The 18316-nt window shown below is 65.7% G+C and carries 18 protein-coding genes; 11 read left to right on the top strand and 7 right to left on the bottom strand.

Translation table 11 applies throughout. The features are described from left to right. The first annotated feature begins 9 nt into the window (after window positions 1-9). Entirely contained in the window at window positions 10-1437 is a 1428-nt protein-coding gene (locus tag NA5_RS10350; RefSeq protein WP_062984440.1) for a lipase maturation factor family protein, read from the top strand. Here NA5_RS10350 and NA5_RS10355 read toward each other — a convergent pair. Next, the gene (locus tag NA5_RS10355) at window positions 1431-1832 is read right to left on the bottom strand and encodes a nuclear transport factor 2 family protein (protein ID WP_062984442.1); all 402 of its coding nucleotides are present in this window, start codon (window positions 1830-1832) and stop codon (window positions 1431-1433) included. The genes NA5_RS10350 and NA5_RS10355 overlap by 7 nt on opposite strands. Before the next feature lie 87 nt (window positions 1833-1919). Between NA5_RS10355 and NA5_RS10360 the strand changes: the two genes are divergently transcribed. Then, window positions 1920-2474: a PadR family transcriptional regulator gene (locus tag NA5_RS10360; protein WP_062984444.1), complete on the top strand. Its 555-nt coding sequence runs from the start codon at window positions 1920-1922 to the stop codon at window positions 2472-2474. On the opposite strand, the gene NA5_RS10365 is transcribed toward NA5_RS10360, so the two are convergent. Both NA5_RS10365 and NA5_RS10370 read right to left on the bottom strand, forming a co-directional pair. Beyond that, window positions 2475-3119 carry a VC0807 family protein gene (locus NA5_RS10365; protein WP_062984446.1) on the bottom strand — a complete coding sequence of 215 codons (645 nt, stop codon included), beginning with the start codon at window positions 3117-3119 and terminating at the stop codon, window positions 2475-2477. Between the two features lie 109 nt (window positions 3120-3228). Then, window positions 3229-4554 (bottom strand): lipase family protein, encoded by a 1326-nt coding sequence (locus NA5_RS10370; RefSeq protein WP_062984448.1) that lies wholly within the window; start codon window positions 4552-4554, stop codon window positions 3229-3231. A 327-nt stretch (window positions 4555-4881) separates the two neighbouring features. Between NA5_RS10370 and NA5_RS10375 the strand changes: the two genes are divergently transcribed. The 3 genes from NA5_RS10375 to NA5_RS10385 all read left to right on the top strand — a co-directional run bounded on the left by NA5_RS10375 (window position 4882) and on the right by NA5_RS10385 (window position 7575). After that, the gene (locus NA5_RS10375; protein WP_062984452.1) at window positions 4882-6123 is read left to right on the top strand and encodes a PucR family transcriptional regulator; all 1242 of its coding nucleotides are present in this window, start codon (window positions 4882-4884) and stop codon (window positions 6121-6123) included. A 104-nt stretch (window positions 6124-6227) separates the two neighbouring features. After that, window positions 6228-6689, top strand: coding sequence for a DUF2231 domain-containing protein (locus NA5_RS10380; RefSeq protein ID WP_062984529.1), 462 nt, complete (start codon window positions 6228-6230; stop codon window positions 6687-6689). 79 nt (window positions 6690-6768) lie between these two features. Further along, window positions 6769-7575 (top strand): nuclear transport factor 2 family protein, encoded by an 807-nt coding sequence (locus NA5_RS10385; RefSeq protein WP_062984454.1) that lies wholly within the window; start codon window positions 6769-6771, stop codon window positions 7573-7575. Between the two features lie 38 nt (window positions 7576-7613). Here NA5_RS10385 and NA5_RS10390 read toward each other — a convergent pair whose 3' ends face one another. After that, window positions 7614-8507, bottom strand: a complete 894-nt coding sequence (locus NA5_RS10390) for a sterol desaturase family protein (RefSeq protein WP_062984531.1) — start codon at window positions 8505-8507, stop codon at window positions 7614-7616. Window positions 8508-8717: 210 nt separating this feature from the next. Here NA5_RS10390 and NA5_RS10395 point away from each other — a divergent pair, with 210 nt between their 5' ends. Then, entirely contained in the window at window positions 8718-9881 is a 1164-nt protein-coding gene (locus tag NA5_RS10395; protein WP_245672184.1) for a sensor histidine kinase, read from the top strand. After that, on the top strand, window positions 9878-10537 hold the full coding sequence (locus NA5_RS10400; protein WP_084484013.1) for a response regulator: 660 nt from the start codon (window positions 9878-9880) through the stop codon (window positions 10535-10537). Before NA5_RS10395 ends, NA5_RS10400 begins: the two co-directional genes overlap by 4 nt. 89 nt (window positions 10538-10626) lie before the next feature. On the opposite strand, the gene NA5_RS10405 is transcribed toward NA5_RS10400, so the two are convergent. Beyond that, window positions 10627-11466 carry an AMP-binding protein gene (locus tag NA5_RS10405; protein WP_062984458.1) on the bottom strand — a complete coding sequence of 280 codons (840 nt, stop codon included), beginning with the start codon at window positions 11464-11466 and terminating at the stop codon, window positions 10627-10629. Between the two features lie 146 nt (window positions 11467-11612). Next, window positions 11613-12176: a chorismate--pyruvate lyase family protein gene (locus tag NA5_RS10410; RefSeq protein WP_062984460.1), complete on the bottom strand. Its 564-nt coding sequence runs from the start codon at window positions 12174-12176 to the stop codon at window positions 11613-11615. 258 nt (window positions 12177-12434) lie between these two features. Between NA5_RS10410 and NA5_RS10415 the strand changes: the two genes are divergently transcribed. Then, on the top strand, window positions 12435-14657 hold the full coding sequence (locus tag NA5_RS10415; RefSeq protein WP_062984463.1) for a helix-turn-helix transcriptional regulator: 2223 nt from the start codon (window positions 12435-12437) through the stop codon (window positions 14655-14657). A gap of 22 nt (window positions 14658-14679) precedes the next feature. Then, window positions 14680-15426: a thioesterase II family protein gene (locus NA5_RS10420; RefSeq protein WP_062984465.1), complete on the top strand. Its 747-nt coding sequence runs from the start codon at window positions 14680-14682 to the stop codon at window positions 15424-15426. On the opposite strand, the gene NA5_RS10425 is transcribed toward NA5_RS10420, so the two are convergent. Further along, the gene (locus NA5_RS10425; RefSeq protein WP_157110322.1) at window positions 15405-16604 is read right to left on the bottom strand and encodes a hypothetical protein; all 1200 of its coding nucleotides are present in this window, start codon (window positions 16602-16604) and stop codon (window positions 15405-15407) included. The genes NA5_RS10420 and NA5_RS10425 overlap by 22 nt on opposite strands. 313 nt (window positions 16605-16917) lie before the next feature. Between NA5_RS10425 and NA5_RS10430 the strand changes: the two genes are divergently transcribed. Then, window positions 16918-17181: an acyl carrier protein gene (locus NA5_RS10430; RefSeq protein WP_062984469.1), complete on the top strand. Its 264-nt coding sequence runs from the start codon at window positions 16918-16920 to the stop codon at window positions 17179-17181. Next, the gene (locus NA5_RS10435; RefSeq protein ID WP_062984471.1) at window positions 17178-18314 is read left to right on the top strand and encodes a StlD/DarB family beta-ketosynthase; all 1137 of its coding nucleotides are present in this window, start codon (window positions 17178-17180) and stop codon (window positions 18312-18314) included. Before NA5_RS10430 ends, NA5_RS10435 begins: the two co-directional genes overlap by 4 nt. The last annotated feature ends 2 nt before the right edge of the window (window positions 18315-18316 follow it).

Below are 18316 nucleotides of genomic sequence, written 5' to 3' on the forward strand. Positions count from 1 at the left end.
GGAGCGGGCATGCCATCGTTCACCGAATCCGAGTACTGGTTGGGCAGACTGGTTTTCCAGCACGGCCTGGCCGTCATCTATCTGATCGCCTTCGTGGCGGCGGCGCGGCAATTCCGAGCGCTCATCGGTGCGAAGGGGATGTTGCCGGTGCCCCGATTCGTCGCGCGCGTCGAATTCCGCCGGGCTCCCAGCATCTTTCATTTCCACTATTCCGATCGGTTTTTCGCTGCGGTCGCCTGGTCCGGGGCGGCGCTGTCGGCCGCGGTGCTGGCCGGTGTGTTGCAGCTGGTGCCGCTGTGGGCGGCGATGCTGCTGTGGGCGGCGCTGTGGGCGCTGTACCTGTCCATCGTGAATGTCGGGCAGGCCTGGTACGCGTTCGGGTGGGAGTCGCTGCTGCTCGAGGCCGGATTTCTGGCGATTTTCCTCGGCAATGATCGGGTCGCGCCGCCGGTGCTGGTGTTGTGGTTGGCCCGGTGGCTGCTGTTCCGGGTCGAGTTCGGTGCCGGTCTGATCAAGATGCGCGGCGATTCCTGTTGGCGCGATCTGACCTGTCTGTACTACCACCACGAGACCCAGCCGATGCCCGGCCCGCTGAGCTGGTTCTTCCATCGCCTGCCCAAACCGCTGCATCGAGTCGAGGTGGCGGCCAATCATTTCGCCCAACTCGTCGTGCCCTGGGGGCTTTTCGCACCGCAGCCGGTGGCGAGCGTGGCCGCCGCGATCATTATCGTCACCCAGCTGTGGCTGGTGTTGTCCGGCAATTTCGCCTGGTTGAACTGGGTGACGATTGTATTGGCCACCACCGTGATCGATGTGTCCTCGGCGAAAGCGGTACTGCCCGTGCCGGATCCGCCGTCGATGCCCGCGGCGCCGCCGTGGTTCGCCGGTCTGGTGCTCGCGTGCACCGTCCTGGTGGTGTTGCTTAGCTACTGGCCCGCCCGCAATCTGGTCTCGCGCCAGCAGCGGATGAACGCGTCCTTCAACCCCTTGCACCTGGTCAATACCTACGGTGCGTTCGGCAGTATCGGCCGTACCCGCGAGGAGGTGGTGTTCGAGGGCACCGACGAGGCGGAGATCACCGACCGGACAGTGTGGCGGGAATACGAGTTCAAGGGCAAGCCGGGGGATCCGCGCCGGTGGCCGCGGCAATGGGCCCCGTACCACCTCAGGTTGGACTGGCTGATGTGGTTCGCCGCGATCTCCCCGTCCTACGCCCGCGGCTGGCTGCTCGGCTTCGTCGAACGACTGCTGCGCAACGATCCCGCGACGCTGCGACTATTGCGCCGCTGTCCCTTCCCGGACGCGCCACCGAGATATGTGCGGGCGCGAATCTACCTGTACCGATTCGCAACTCGCGCCGAACTGCGGCACGAGCACATACTGTGGCATCGCACCCTCCTCGGTGAGTATCTCCCGCCGATGGCCCTGAGTCAGTAGAAGCTGCGACCGGCGCGGCCGCCGGAGACCGACCAGACCTCGGTGATCAGCCCATCAGCGATGCGCAGGATATCGGTGCCGCTCACCGCGATCTGCTCGCCATCCGGTCCGGTGAACGTCGCGCCGTACGGACTTGCCACGAATCCCGTTCGCGTGTCATCCATTTCGACGATGCGCTCACCCTGGGGCACGAATCGGACCCCGGGTCGCTGTTCGTGGAATTCGGTGATCCTGGCGGCGAAGGTCTGCGGGTCGTGGACATCGTCGTACTGGCTCGCGCCCGGCTGGGCATAGCGAAGGGTGAATTCGGGGGCCATGATCTTGTCCGTCAGCGCCAGGTCGCCGTTCCACATCGCGGTCCATTCGTCGAACAGGGTGATGCCGAAGTCGCGCATCGTCACTCCTCAATAGTCTCATTGATACGGTCTCGATGGCATGAATTTATAGTCTCAGTGAGACGGTGTCAATGAGATGGAGGAGGCATGGCGGATCTCGGGCCGCAGGACCACATCGTGCTCGGGCTCATCGCCCGGCACGGACCGCTCACGCCCTATGAGCTGAAGGCTCGACTCGTGGAGAGCGTCGACTACTTCTGGCCGGTGCCGCATGCGCAGCTCTATCGAATTCCCGTGCGCCTGGCCGAGCAGGGGTTGCTCGATGAGGAGGCCGAGCAGGGTGGGCGGCGGCGCCGACTCTTCCATCTGACCGATGCGGGCCGGGCCGAACTGAAGCGCTGGCTCGCCGATCCGCAGAGCCCGCCCGCCGAGACCCGTGATCCGGCACAGCTCAAGCTCTTCTTCGCGGATCTGGGCGCTCCGGGTGATGTGGTCGCCCTGGCGAACACTGAGGCGGCGGAGCATCGTCGCCTACTAGAGCTGTATCGCTCGCTGTACGCCGATATCGATCCGAGCGACAAGGTGCGCGCGGTGTCCCGTGCGCGCATCCTGCGGCTCGGCATCCTGCACGAACAGGCCTATGTCGAGTTCTGGGAAGACCTCGCCGCCGACCCCGAATATCGGGACCGGCGGCGGAAGTAGTCAGCTGCGGCGGGCGCGTTTGACGAAGCGGACGCTGAGGGCGATCAGCGGGGCGAAGAAGATGATCGACAGGACCGGCGAGAGCCAGGCCATGGTGTGGACGGGGAGTTGGTAGGCCAGCACGACGCGGACCGTGGCTTCGGCGACGAGGCCGACGCCCCAGGCTATGGCCAGGGTGTTGAAGCCGCGCCGCTTTGCGGGATTCGCCCGGTACGACGCCTCGAATTCGGCGAGTTTGGTCGGTCCGGCCGCCGTGAGCGCCTTGCGCGCGGACAGGTAGGTCAGCGGTTTGCCGACCACGGTGCTGATCAGGAAGGCGATACCGACGATCGCGGTGCCCGCGGAATCCTTGACGATCATCATCCGGGGATCACCGCTGATCAGTGAACCGACGAGACCGAAGGCGAAGACCCCGAGCATGATCGCGGCGAACGGTTCGAGGCGCCGCGAACGGATGGTTTCGATGAGCAGCACCGCACCCGAGAACATGGTGCCCGCGAGCAGGCCGGTGAAATCGCTGTAGCCCAGCCCGGTCAGCAGGAAGTACGCGCCGATGGGCACCGCGATATCGCGGGCGATCGGGGCCAGTACGCGGATCGGGTTGAAGCGCGGCGCGGCGGTCGGGGTCGGTGCGGTGGTCGTCATTGCGGGTGCTCCTGGCTGGTGAAATCGGCTGTGCACGACACGAAATGACGTTACGGATCGGTGCCGGGCGACAGATCTGCCAACCATCACGGGTCCGGCATGACAACTGTCATGCCCGACGGAATTGTCGAATCGGCCTGCCTGCCAGCATGCGCACGAAGAGCGCGGCGAAACGCAAGTGGCCCAGTGCCGCCCGCCTCGTGAAGGCCACCGACCACACCGTTTTCGTGCCAGCCGCGGGCAATGGGCGATTATCGAACCGATCCGCCACCCAGTTCATGGTGGCCGGTGCGCCGATGAACAGCAGCGGCATATGCAGGCTGAGGCGGTCGCGCAGATAGCGCACATGCGCGCCGCGGACCGTATAGCGGGCAATGTGCTGGTCGATATCGTCGACGGCGATGAGCTCATCGTTGACGCCCTGGATGACGAGCATCGGCATGGCCGGCGCCTGCACACCCGGACGGATATCGGCCATGATCTGCTGCAGGTCGGGTTCGGCGAGCAGTTCGGCGAAGGTGCGGTGGCTGTAGTCGTCGACGTTCTTGCCCATCAACCGGAACAGCAGATGCAGTGTGGTCCGCGATTCGGCATCGGTGAGCAGATCGAGGAATTCGGTCTTCACATGGGCGCGCAGGATGCGATCGAGATCCGCGTATGCCCGGCGCAGTCCGGCCACGCACACCGTCGCGAAACCCGCGAAGAAGGTGCCGTTCAATCGTGCGAAGGCCGAACCGGGATCGCCGACCGGCGAGCCCGCGACCGCGCCGACGATATCGAGTTCCGGCGCGTATCCGGCAGCCAGTTCCGCGGTCCATGCCGTGGCGAGGCCGCCGCCCGAATAGCCCCACAGCGCAATGGGAGTCGCCTCGCTCAGGCCGAGTGGTACGAAGCGCAGGCTGGCGCGGATGGCGTCGAGGGATCGGTAGCCGGGTTCGCGCGGCACGCCGAAATGTCCGTCGAGCCCGCCGTGGTCGGGCACCGAGATCGCCCAGCCCCGGGCCAGCGCGTAGGTGATGACGGGCAGTTCGATCTGCGGAATCGAGCCGAGGGCCCGCGCGCCGCGCCGTAACGCGTAGGAGGGCAGACATTTAGAGCTCACGCCGTCGATGGCGCACTGGAACGAGACCAGCGGCCGCGGCTCGCGCGGGTCGGCGCCCCATGGCAGCAGTACGGTGGTCACCGCCGCCTCCGCGGTGCCGTGCAGGTTGCGGGTGCGGTACAGCAGCTGCCAGGCCGAAAACTTCAGCGGCACACGGCCGAACAGCGCGAGCTCGACCTCGCGTGTGCGCAGGATGGTGCCGGGGGCGAAGCGTGCGAAACCGGCGGGCGGCCGATAGAACCGATCCAGCTCCGGCTGTAGTGGCCGATCCGAGCGATATATTTCGGCAACCGGGTGCGCCGATTCCCTTCCGGCGTCGGCCTGCACGCTCATTCCTGTACATCCTTTCGAAGGCGCACCGGCACGGTGTTTTATTTGAAATGACGCCGGAATACCGATACTCAACGTAGCAATGTCGGGGTGCGAAAAAAATTGTCCCGAAACACAATTGAGTCGGGTGTTTTTCTCCGATCCGCGGTGTTGACGGTGACCGCCGTCACCCGGTAGCCCCATGGAATACGCAGGTGAGCAGGGTCATGCTGAGCCGGGTTGTCACTGCACGCGGACGAGAAGAATCCACGGAAATTTTGTCTTCGGAGACAAAAACCGAGCGGTTGCGAGATTTATCGGAAAATGGCTTCGTTGGGTAACGTGCACGCCATGCCCGTTGTCCTGCCCCCGCTGTCCGGAGACGCACCGATTATCGCCCGACTGGTTCGTCGGTTACCCGAAATCGCCGAACGCATGCTCGAGGCGGGCCTTGGCTCGACGCCCCCGGCCGCGGATCTGCCGGATGGGCATTTCACCGCCGAGGTGCTGCCCGCGATCGCGGGATGCGGGCAGGCATTTCTGCGCGCGATCCAGGAACAGCGGGTGTTCACCGGGAGCGAGGTGATCGAATTCGTCGGGCCGGTGGCCGAGCGGCATGCCGAGGACCGAATCCCGTTGGGGCTGTTGATGCATGCGGTACACGGTTCCGGTCAGGTGATCGTGCAGGAGGCGGCGGCGGTGGCCACGCCGGAGGATATGCCCGATCTGATCGCCTTCGGCGCCCGGCTGCTCGATCTGCTGCGCGATATCAATGTCGCCGTGGTTGAGGCGTATACCGATGTGGAGCAGTCGATCTACCACGCCGAACGCGAGGCGCGCCGGGCGCTGTGCTCGGCGCTGTTGCGTGGCCAGGCCGCGGAGGAACTGGCGGCACGCGCGGATGTTGTTCTCGCCGAACGCTATACGGTGCTCGCCATTCATATCCGCCCGGACGATCACCCCATCGTGGTCGCCGATCTGCTCACCCGGCGCCGCATCCGGGTGCTGCAGCGGGCATTGGACGGCATCGCCGGAACCAAGGCGTTGAGCACATTCGACGGCACGACCGGCATCGCGCTGCTGCCGAGCGGATCCGATTCCACGGAGTACCAGCGGCTGGCCGCCGAATTGACCGAACAGTTCGGCGTCGATGTCTTCCTCGCCGAACGTCGCGCGGTGCAGCGGGATCTGCTGCCGCACGCGGTGCAGGAGGCGACCGATCTGGCCGAATTGGCCCGGTTGCTCAATCGGCCCAGCGGACTGTACGACCTGGATGATCTGCTGCTCGAGTATCAGCTGACCCGGCCCGGTCCGGCTCGGGACCGGCTTGCCGATCGCATCGCTCCACTGCTGTTGCGTCCGCACCTGTTCGAGGCATTGGAGGCGCATCTGCGGCACGGGTCCGACCGCAAGGCGGCTGCGGCCGAGGTGCACGTGCACCCCAATACCTTCAGCTATCGACTCAAGCGGATCGCCGAACTCACCGGTATCGATCCGAGTGAGCCCAATGGATCGCGGCTGCTGGCGGCGGCGCTCACGGTGCATCGGTTCTATCCGGTGGGTGAGTCGGCGGAGGTTGTCGAGGTGGAGTGATCGGTGGCGGCCGACACACGTGCCGAGATGAACCGTGTACCGCACTGGACCGTGAGCTGAGGGTGGGCCGCAGCCGCCGCGGCCACGAACACCGGGAGTGCATCATGTCGACGATCAACGGGTTGCCCGCGCACATACTTCTGGTGCACCTCATCGTGGTCTTCGTACCGCTCACTGCGGCGCTGCTCATCTTGTCCGCGGTGTGGCCCGCGGCCCGTCGGCGGCTCATCTGGCCGGTCACTGGTTTGGCCGCCATCACTACGGCCCTGACACCGGTGACAACCGAGGCGGGGCAGTGGCTCCAGCACAAGCTCGGCGGATCCCCCGCCATCGATAAGCACGCCGACCTCGGCAACACGATGATCTACTTCGTAGTGCCGCTCTTGTTCGTCACGGCATTACTCATCGTCGTCCACTTGCGCGCTGAGCGCGGACGCCCGCTGGGACGCGCGGTCACCGTGCTGGCGGCCGTACTGGCCATCGCCGCAGGCACCGCGGCGACCACGCAGGTATATCGTGTCGGCGACTCCGGCTCCCGCGCCGTTTGGGGCGCCCAAGCGCTCTAGCGCCCCGAAGGCGAGTTTCCAGCAGTAGGCGGACTAGAACATGTTCTACCATGTGACGTGCGAGCTAGGAGGAACAGTCATGCCGCTGGATGCCACAGCCAAGGATCTGATCGCGGCCGTCCAGGCGTCACCGCGTGCGGTGGCGGAACACGACAAGGCGGCCTGGGTCGACCTGTTCGCCACCGGAGCCACCGTCAATGATCCGGTCGGTTCGCGCCCGCACGTCGGCCGCGCGGCGATCGAACGGTTCTACGACACCTTCATCGGCCCGAACACCATCGCCTTCCACATCGACCACGACTTCGTCGGCCCGTCGACCGTGGTCCGCGACCTGCTGATCCGCACCACCATGTCGACCGGCGCCACCGTCGCGGTACCCATGCACCTGCGCTACGACCTCGTCGAGGAGGACGGCGTCTGGAAGATCACCCGGCTGGCCGCTCATTGGGAATTGACCGCGATGGTCGTGCGGTTACTGCGCACCGGGCTGCCCGGACTCGGCGCGGCATTGAAATTGGGTCCGCAGCTGATCGCCAATCAGGGCTTCGACGGGATGCTCGGCATGATGCAGGCATTGCGCGGCATCGGCCGATCAGGCAAACGCGTTGCGGCCCAAGTATTCTCGGCCGCGGCCGCCACCGATATCTCGCGCGTTCGGCGCCTGCTCGGTGAGCGCGCGATTATCGAACTCCCGGCCGGAACCAGGATCTCGCTGGAGGAATTCACCAATCGGGCTCGAAATATGCAGTGGGACAAGCTGATCGCCGCAGGTCGAACGGTGAGCGCCAGCGTCCGCCTCGAAGCGGCCCAGGGTGTCGCCTTCGTCGACTTCGCCCCTGATGGTCGACGGATCACCGCCATCCGCATATTCATTCACTCGATCTAGCGGTGGTCCGCGACTTCGACAAGCCGCGGAACACGAAACTAAGCGGCGACCGATCCCTCATGCGCCGCGGCGGGGACGATCTGCGGTGCGGCCTCGGTCCAACCGGGCGGGCCGAAGATGTAGCCGAGGCGCCCGCGCCAGGTATTCGCATGGCGCACATCGCTGATCAGCGCCGCGAGTTCGTGGTAGTTGACCTTCAGCGGGTTATCCGTGCCGATGTTCTTGGTGAGGCCGTAGCGGATGGGTTCGCTCTCCGCGGCGAAGCTGCCGAAGAGCCGGTCCCAGATGATGAAGACGCCGCCGTAGTTCTTATCGATATAGGGCTGATTCGAACCGTGGTGGATGCGGTGGTGAGCCGGGGTGTTGAACAGGAACTCGATCGGGCGCGGCAGGGTCCGGATGCGCTGGGTGTGGATCGGGAACTGGTAGAGCAGCCCGATGGCCTGCAGCAGGAAGATCATCCACGCGGGCAGGCCGATCAAAGCCGCTGGCACCCAGGCGAATCCGCGCACGATGGTGGCCGCAGGATGCACCCAAGGCAGGCGGAGTGCGGTGGACAGATTGAAGTACTGACTGGAGTGGTGGACGCTGTGCGCGGTCCACAGCAGCCGGACCCGATGGTCGGCGCGGTGCGCCCAGTAGTAGCAGAAGTCGGTGACCACCAGCCCGAGCACCCACACCCACCATGCGGTCGGTGACAGGTGCAGCGGGGTGATCGCGGCCGCGACCACCACCGCCGAGAACGGAATCAGATACTGCAGCACCGGCTTCAGGAATCGGCCGAGCAGATAGGTGGTGATATTGGCGGCCATATCCCGTCCGGAATGACCGTTGGCCGGGCGGTCCGGATCGCGGCGATAGTCGATCCACTCCACGAACATGAGTACGGCGAACGCCGGTATGGCGTAGATGAATAACTGCGCACCGATCACGATGGCTCCTCCGCTCTGCTGCTTCACCGCTACGTTACGGGCGCTGGCCTGGGCAAACATCGCGCTGACGAGGGATTCGCGTTCCCCCGGACGGGGGATGCGGCGCGGCTGGCGCCCGGGCAGAGTCCGAGGAATACGGGGTGTCGCTGGGTAGGATCGCCCGCGGACGGCTCGACCCGGACGGCGCGAAGGTGGTGCGAACTGTTGGATGTGAGCAGATCGCTGGCCCGCCAATCGCTGGTGGTCGCGGTGGCGGCCGCGGCGGTCGATGCCGCGATGTTGACGTTGAACGGGGTCTTCGCGGTGGCCCCATGGCAGACCACCGCGGTGCTGATCGCCATCGTCGCGGCCGATCTCGCCCTGGCCGCGCCGCCGCGCACCGCGGGTGCGGTGGCGCTGATCCAGGTGGTGCTGCGTCTGGCCGAGGCGCTGATGCTGCACCGGCACGGCTTTGCCGCCCGCTTCGCCGATGTCGGATTCCTGGTGGCGGGATATCGGGCGGGCGCCTGGATGGTCGGTCCGCGGTCGGTGCTGACCGTCGTCACGATGAGCGCGGGCTTCGCGAGTGCGCATCTGCTGATCAGCAGCAATACCTCGCACGATTGGCGGCTGCTGCTGGCTTCGACGGTATCGGCCGGTGTGGTGCCGTGGCTGGTCGGCCGATATACGGCCGCGCGGGGCGCGTATATCGCGGATCTGCAACAGCAGGCCAAATTGCGCGAACAGGAGCAGCGGACCGCGCTCGCGCGCGCCGTCGCCGAGGAGCGCGCCGCCATTGCCAGGGATCTGCACGATGTGATCTCCCATCATGTCAGCGCCATCGGCATCCATGCCGGTGCGGCCAGAATCGCCATGGCCGACACCGGGAATGCCGCCGCCACCCGATCGCTGACCGCGGTGGAATCGAGCAGCCGGGCGGCGATGGTCGACCTGCGCCGCCAACTCGATCTGCTGCACGGGCGCGAGGAGGACGGCCAGCGGCAGCCCGGACTCGCCGATATCGAGGATCTACTGGAGCGAGTGCGCGCGGCCGGTCTGGCCGTCGAGTTCACCGTGCGCGGTGCGGCGGTGGAGCTGCCGGATTCGCTGAACCTGACGCTGTATCGCATCGCGCAGGAGATGCTGACCAATGCGCTGCGTCATGGCGACGGCACGCACGCGCGGCTGGTCGTGGACTATCAGCCGAACCGGGTGGTGCTGGAGTCGATCAATCCGCTAGCCGACACCGCCGACGTCGGCGATCCGGCTGAGCACCGAGGCCTCAGCGGCATTCGTCAACGTGCCGAATTGTTCGGCGGGGAACTGGGATTCGGTCCCGACGATGCGCAAACCCATTGGCATACCAGGGTTTCCCTGCCGATCGGAGGTTCGTGAGCACACCGATCCGGGTACTGATCGCCGACGACCACAGCATGTTCCGCTCCGGACTGCGCGCGGTGGTCGACAGTCAGACCGATCTCGAATGCGTCGCCGAGGTCGGCGACGGCCGCAGCGCCATCACCGAAACCGCCCGGCTGCGCCCGGATGTCGCGATTCTGGATGTCCGCATGCCGAAGCTGGACGGACTCGCGGCGACCGCGGCGGTTGTCGCGGCGGGCGGCACCCGTGTCCTGGTACTCACCACCTACGACAGCGATGCCAATCTCTATCGGGCCCTGCAGGCGGGGGCCAGTGGGTTTCTACTGAAAAGCCTGCCGCCAGAGGAACTGGTGGCCGCCATCCGAATCGCGGCCCGTGGCGACGCCCTGATCGACCCGTCGATGACCCGACGGTTGATATCCCGCTTCGCGGGCACACTTGCTCCACCGGACACCCCACCCGAGGTAGCGCAACTCACCGCCCGAGAACGAGAAGTGCTGCTGCTCTTGGCCGATGCACGCAGCAACGCCGAGATCGCCGCGGCACTGGGCGTCGGCGAAGAGACCGTCAAAACACACGTATCCCGAGTGCTCGCGAAACTGGGTGTGCGCGACCGCATCCACGCCGTCGTCTACGCACACAAGCACGGCCTCGTCCCCCCGCACCACTAGTGGGGGCTGTCGCACAACCAATCACTGCCTCGCACAAGCTATAGCCTCTGCGAGATGCTCATGGGCTAGCGACAAGTAGTTGGGGGCCGTTAGGGCACGAGGAGGTTGAGTAGGGGGGTTCGGCGGAGGAGTTCGGCGGGGCCGCCCGTGAGGCCTGTGGTGAGGCATACGCGTGCGGGTGGGTGGACTCCGGCGAGCAAGGTGTAGTCTGCGCCGCCCGCTCGGTCGAGGATTTCGTCCGGGACGAATCCGGCCAGCCGGGCGCTGCCGCCGAGCGCGAGGACGCCGAGGACGCACAGGATGTGTGCGTAGCTGTAGGACAGCGGCACCGGGAGCAGATGCAGTCCGTCACCGGCGAACATGCGCTGATAGCAGGACAGCACAGACCAGACCGAACTCCGTTGGGTCGCAACGAGGCTCGTGAGTCGGGCCCCGGTGTGTGCTGCGTACAGGATCCATGCCGGATCGTCGATGCCGTAGTCGTCGCGGGGGAGCGCGGTGGGTTCGGTGCTCGCCAGATCCTCGAAGCGCGTGCACCACCCCGGAATTGACGTCGTGCTGCCGTCCTCGGGGAGGACTACCGTCACGGGTGCCCTCTGCGCTCGCAGAAGTCCTTCGGATAGGGAGGTTACGAAGAGGGCGGACGGCTGGTGCTGCTCGATGAGCCGATGCAATTCGTCGTCGCCATGATTCGGGCTCACCGGAATGCCGAGGCAGCCCGCACGGTTCACCGCAATGGTTGTCTCGACCGACTCGACCCGATTGCCGAGACAGATCACAACACAATCGCCGGTGCGCAGACCCGCCGCGACGAAATGACCGGCTATTCGCGCGGTGCGGGCCTCCAGTGTGCGATAGTCCACGGCCCGTAATCGGTCCTCGAATGCGATCGCGGCACCGGATTGCAGTGCACGTTGGGTCAGCAACATCGGGACCGGGCGAAGTAGTCGATTCCGAAACATTTTCACCTCATCGCGGTATTGCTTTGGTATTACACCACCGATTAATTGCTCTATATCGCTTACCTTTTGGATACGAGTGGGTGCGGTATCGCCAATAGCAGGATCCTGTCAGGTCAGCGCAGGAACCACTCTCGGATGACGAGCGCGGGTCTGCGGTTGATGTAGATGCGATAGCACCGAGCGCAGACCGCATCGTCGGTGCGGCCGTAGAACAACAGCTGCCGATACGACTCCGACGAGGTGGTCTGCAGCGCGCCGCCGATACCGGCCGCTTCGGTCGCCAAGGCGGCCGAGAACGCCGCGGGCAAGCGCCCGAGCGCGATCAGGGATTCGGCTCTGGCATACCGGGTTCCGGTGCGCGCACCGACCAGATCGACCTTTCGTACCAGCACTTTTTCCGCTGGCGGCACATCGAGCCAGCCGTCGTGGTCGGCGGCGGCTGTGCTCTTGCGCTGCGCGGTGCAGCGCGCCTCGACGGGCTCGAGCACATGCGCCTCCAGCGTGCGGGTCACCGTGCCGTCGGTGAGCAGGACGCTGCGGTGATAGGAGCTCAGCGTCGCCGCGGAGATATCGTGCCAACCGGGCGGACGTGCGGCCGGTGCGTGAAAGTGCCTGCGCACCAGCACGTCGGCCGCGAAATCGGTCAGCACGGCGGTGCCGCACGCTCGGACCGGCATGGAACACCCGCCGGTGTATGTTTATGTCTCATGCTGTGAGTTTGGCGAAAGACGGGTGGCGCAGAAACCCCTAAAGCTTCCCCTATTACGAACTCCTCGCCTATTCCCGATGCCTTGACAGCAATCTCGCGGTGCGGTTTCCTTGGGTATCTGAATGGTGCAGCGACAGTAGATGATCTGCTACTCAGATGCGTGTTCAGTTGCGACAGAGCTGCCGCGACGTTGCCATGCAATTCGCCTGCGATTCTGGGACAAAGTATGGGAAAACTCGATCCGCCTGCGCGCAACCACCCCTCGGCACCCACCTGGAAGAACCCCGTTGCCACCAAACCGATTCCGGTTGTGCTGGGCGCGACCGGCCTGTCAGCGGCATTGGCGGACGATAGATACACCGAAGAAGGTCTCGAGGCCACCGATCGGGTGGACGCGCGAGAGGTGTTGCGCGCGGACGTCAGTCGGCATGCGGTCAGCGATATCGGCGAAGCGGTCGTGCACCGGCTGCGCCGAGGTGGGGTGGAGCAGGCGCGGGTCGGCGAGGCCATTGCCGTACTCGGCGCGGCGAGTACCACCGAAACGATCGCCGTTGTGCTGCAGCAGGATCCGAATGCCGTGGACCGGATCCTCGTGCAGCTGACCGCGAGCGCGATCGTGGAGGCGGGGCGGTTCCGGCATCGGGAGGTAGGCCGGTGCATCCTGCGTGGCATGCGAGTCGATGCCCGCAGACTGCTGCACCATCGGGCCGCCGCCGCCCTGCACGACCGGGATGCGCCCGCCGCGATCGTGGCCGAACATCTGGTGCGGTCGGGCGAGACCCGCTACCCGTGGGCGGCCGCGATCCTGCGCACCGCCGCGGACGAGGCACTGGCACTGGATGAGATCGACCGCGCGGTGGAGTGTTTGGAGTTGGCCTACCGCACCGCCATCGGCGCGGCCGAGCGGGCCGAGATCGCGGCCGTACTCGCCTCGATCGAATGGCGGATCAACCCCTCCACGGCCACCAGGAATTTCGCCAGGCTGCATGCCGCCGTGCGGGCGGGCACCCTGTCCGCGCCCGCACTGCACGCCGCGGTGCGATATCTGCTGTGGCACGGGCGGATGGACGATGCGCGCGCGGCATGGCGGCTACTGGAACGAGATGCGCGACCGGCACTGCCGGATGCGGCGGCACCTGATCACGACGAACTCACCTTCCTGCGCTCCTGGATCGCCTACACCTATCCCGAAGTCCCACTACACCAACAGGTCCCGGTCGCGAAGCGGCCGCGAACCGCCAACGAAGGAACGCCCTCGCTGCACCTGGTAGCCGCGAATCTGCTGTCTGCCATCGCCGCCGATGCGGGTCGTGCGGCAACGGTGCCGGTGGCACATCAGATCCTGTCCCGGCACCGGCTGGACTCCGGCACCGTCGAGGCGCTCACCACCGCATTGGAGGGCCTCATCTATGCCGACAAATTGGAAGTGGCGACCGCGTGGTGCGATGCCCTGCTCGCCGAGTCGGTGGCCCGCTCCTCGCCGACCTGGCAGGCGATTTTCGCCGGTCTACGGGCCGAGATCGCGCTGCGTCAAGGCAGGCTGGACGATGCCGCCGGATATGCCGTGCAGGCGCTGAATCAGGTGCCGGCGGGCAATCTGGGCACGGTTGTCGGTCGGCCGCTGTGGTGTTATGTCCGCGCGCTTACCGCGGCTGGGCGGTATACCGAGGCGCAGGCGCAGCTGGATCGCGAGGTTCCGTTGAGCCTGTTCGACTCTCGGCTCGCACTGCCCTATCTGCACGCGCGGGGCCACCTCGCTTTGGCAACCGCGCGCGTCGCGGACGCACTGGTCGACTTCCAGCTCTGCGGTTCCCTGATGCGGCGCTGGAAAATGGATCTGCCTGCCCTGGTGCCGTGGCGCAACGATCTCGCGCTCGGCTATCTGATGGCCGGTGATCACCATCGGGCGCGGGGTTTCGCCGAACGTCATCTGGTTCGGCTCGGCGATGCGCGCAGGCACGGCACCGGCGCGGTGTCGCTGCGGTTGATCGCCGCCACGGTCGACCCGTCCGACCGCATCGCACTGCTGCGCCAAGCCGAGACGATCGCGCGACGCAGCGATGACCGGCTCGAATTGGCGACGGTGCTCGCGGATCTCGGCCGCACCCACGAAATGCTCGGCGAGGTGGACCGTTCCAGATCACTGCGGCGTTCGGCGCTGCGCCTGGCGGTGCACTGTGGCGCGGAGCCGCTGGTGCGGCGGCTGTCCGGTGACCAGACCGAGGCCGTCCAGCCGGTGCGCGCAACCGCCGCGCTGGATATCGGATCATTGAGCTCGGCGGAGCACCGGGTCGCGGAGATGGCGGCGAAAGGGCTGCGGAACAGGGAGATCGCCGAGGAATTGGAGATCACTACCAGCACCGTCGAACAGCATCTGACGCGGGTGTACCGGAAGTTGAAGGTGCGCAGGCGCACCGAACTGCGCTTTATGCTGAGCACCAAGTGCTGAACTGATCGGGAGATTATCGCGGATGACCGAATCCACCGTGCACGAGCGCTGGCTGCAGCGCCTACGGCCGCACCCGCGCCCGGTGGCGCGCATGATCTGTTTCGCGCACGCCGGTGGTTCGGCGAGTTCGTTCGCCACGCTGGCCCGAGCCGTCGACGGACCACTCGAAGTGTTCGCGGTGCAGAGTCCCGGGCGGCAGGACCGGCGCACGGAACCGTGTCTGGAGACGGTGGCCGAGTTGGCGGCGGGCGCGCTGCCTGCCGTGCTGGAGCACCGCGAGCTGCCGATCGCGCTGTTCGGACACAGTCTCGGTGCCGTGGTCGCCTTCGAGGTCGCGCGGCTCATGGAGGCCGAAGGTGTCGTGCCGCGGCATCTTTTCGTATCGGGGCGGCGCGCGCCGTCGGCGATGCGCTACGAATCGGTGCACCGGCGATCGGATGCCGGAATCATCACCGAACTGCGGCTGCTCGGTGGGCCGGGAGTCGAAATGCTCGATGATCCCGAGATCGCCGCGGCATTCCTGCCCGCGATTCGCAGCGACTATCGGGCCGTGGAGACCTATCGGCCCGAGCCGGACGCGCGGGTGCGGTGCCCGGTGACGGTGCTGGTCGGCGACCGCGATCCGCGGGTCAGCCGGGCCGAGGCCGAGGCCTGGCAGTCGCATGCCTCAGGCGCCTTCGAACTGCGGGAATTCCCCGGTGGGCACTTCTATCTGTGGGATCGGCTCGCGGATGTCGTCGCGGCCGTTCAGCGGGAACTGGTGGTCTGAGCGTCGTCGCTGGTGGCGTCTCGGATCGCGCGGATGAGTTCCTGATGCGGATCGGTGCCGGGTAGCACGGCGGCGACGAAGGCATCGGGCCGCAGCAGCACCGCGGTGGCTCCGTCGATTCCGTAGGCCGCGAGCACCTTGCCGGACGGGTCCGCGAGGATGCTGTCGGCGTGCTCGCGATCGCGGGACACGGCCACGGCCGAGAGCGGTGTGGTATCCATCATGCGCACGTAGCCGACGGCGTCGCGCCAGGTCGATTCGTTCTGCGCGTCGAAGAGCAGCACGTACTCCGCACCGGACAGTTGGAATATCCGGGCTGTCTCCTGTTCGCTTGCCGCCGAAGATGATTCGGGCTGTCGCAAGGTACTGCCCGCCAGCGCCTTATCGATGGCCCGATCGATGCGTCGGTGCATGGGCAGCGCGAGCAGCGCGCCGAGCGGCATCAAGGCGAGCGAGACGCCGAGCCAGAGCACGAATGCCGTCGAAGTCGCCGCCCGCACGACCGCGCCCCGACGAGAGGCCGCGCGGATCAGCCTGCCCCAGCGCCGGAAGATTCGACCGGCCAAGAGGTCGGCGCCCGCGATCGGGTAGGCGACCTCGGTACCGGAAACGTCGGGATCACCTGCGGCCCAAGCGGTTCCACAGTTGCGGATCCGGTCCAGCTCGCGCTGATCGACGCCCGCTCTGCCGAAAACGCCATGGGCTTCACGTTTTCCGCCCAGTAGCCACCGCAAGGTGGTCACCAGTGTGACGAACTGAGGTCGCGTATCGGTCGCGACGACAGCGCCCAGATGCGTGGCTCCCAGCGCACGCAGCCGCCGATCCACCTCCACCGCGGCCGAATACCACATATTCCGGCAGGCGATCACCGACAGCACCTCGCGATCGGCGAACACCTCGGGATGGGCATTGAGCAAGGTGCGCATCGGCAGCGATGGTGCGAGGAACCACACCTGATAGGCCAGGATGACCAGCTCATCCGGCTCCGAGCTCGGCCACGGCGCCGAGGTGTCGAGCTCGATCGCGGCCTGTTCGTCGACGCTGTCGGGGAAGACGCCGAAGAACTTGCCGATCGGCCAGGGAAACGGATACGGCCGCGCCGGTGTCACCGGAACATGCCGGATATGCCAGCCCGCCGCAACCAATGGTTCGGTGAATGCCCGTACGGTGTCGGTCAATTGGCCGGTCTGCGAATACGAGAATATGACGGCTCGCTTCGAAGATTGTGTGCCCATGGTGTTGCCCACTTTCGTCGGGCGAAATTCGAAAAGATAGCGATGCCGGAAACTGTATCGGTGCGCGCGGGCGTCGGTCAAGACGTCGAATCCGCCGCTAGGGGTTGCCGAATAGGGGTTGACGCAATCGAATTGTACTGTCGGACAACATATTTCGAAGCGATCATCTTGACGGTCGCAGGGGCCGATGTAAGACTTGGTCGAGGTTGTTCACCCGGCTTCGGGGCACGCCCAGCGCAGTAGATTGGGGTAGCGCATGTCGATAGTAGACGAAATCCAGCGGGACATATTCGACTATCTGGATTCGCATTACGGTATCGAGCGGGACGAAATCAAGAGTCATTCGGCGTTGAACGAACTCGGTGTAGATTCGCTCGGTCTGCTCGCCATTGCCGATATTGTCCGGAAGAAGTACGACATCGTCCTGGACGACGAGCGGATCGCCTCGGTGCGAACCTTCCAGGACTTCACCGACCTGCTGGAGCGCAAGGTGGCCGGGCGGGAGAGTGCGAGCCGATGACTGCCTATATCACCGCGACGGGCCGTTTTCTGCCCGGCGACCCGGTGCCCAATGACGAAATCGAGGACTACATCGGCAAGGCCGGTCTGGCCTCCGCGGATCTGCGCGAGATGATCCTGGGCAATAGCGGTATCAAGACCCGCCATTACGCGATCGATAAGAATCAGCGGACGGTCATGTCGAATGCGGCGATGGCCGCCGCGGCCGTGCGCGTCGCGGTGGAACGTGCGGGTCTGGGCCCCGATGAGGTCGAAATGCTCGCCGCCGCGACCACCATGCCGGATCTGCTCGGTCCGGGCCACGCCAGCATGATTCACGGCGAACTCGGCTACGCGCCGATGGAAGTCATGACCGCACACGGGATCTGCAGTTCCGGAATGATGGCCCTCAAGGATGCCTATCTGCAGGTCGCCATCGGCGAGAAGAGCAATGCCGTCGCGGTAGCCAGCGAATTCGCCTCGCGCGGATTCAAGAGTTCGCGATACGCCGAGATGAAATCGGTCATCGAGGAGGGCACGCTCCCCATGGAGACCGCATTTCTGCGGTACATGCTCTCCGATGGTGCGGGGGCGGCGGTGCTGCGGTCCGAGCCGGAGCCGGGCAAGATCAGTCTGCGCATCGACTGGATCTCGCTGACCTCCTACGCCAATACCGAACAGGCGTGCATGTTCCTGGGCAGCAATGACAATGCCTGCACCAAGACGTGGGGCGACTATCCGACGACCACCGAAGCCGCACACGACGGTGCGCTGGCGATTCGACAGAAATTATCGTTGCTGCCGCATCTGGTCGAGGTCGGCATCCAGGAGTACCAGCGGCTCGTCGACGCGGGCAAATTCGATCCCGAGAAGGTCACCTGGTATCCCGTGCACTACTCGAGTGAGCGGATGAAAGAGCTGATGATCGGTGAATTCAAGCGCCGCGATATCACTCGGGGCGAGATGGTGAACTGGTACAGCAATCTGACCAGGGTCGGCAATATCGGCAGCGCCAGCATCTACATCATTCTCGACGAGATGTTGTCCGAGGGCCTGATCGAGGAGGGCGACACCCTGGTGTGCATGGTGCCCGAATCCGGCCGCTTCATCATCTCGTTCATGCATCTCACGGCGGTGGCAGCGGGCGGGGTCTGAGG

Origin of the sequence: Nocardia anaemiae NBRC 100462 (genome assembly GCF_001612725.1) — a bacterium.
GTDB lineage: Bacteria > Actinomycetota > Actinomycetes > Mycobacteriales > Mycobacteriaceae > Nocardia > Nocardia anaemiae.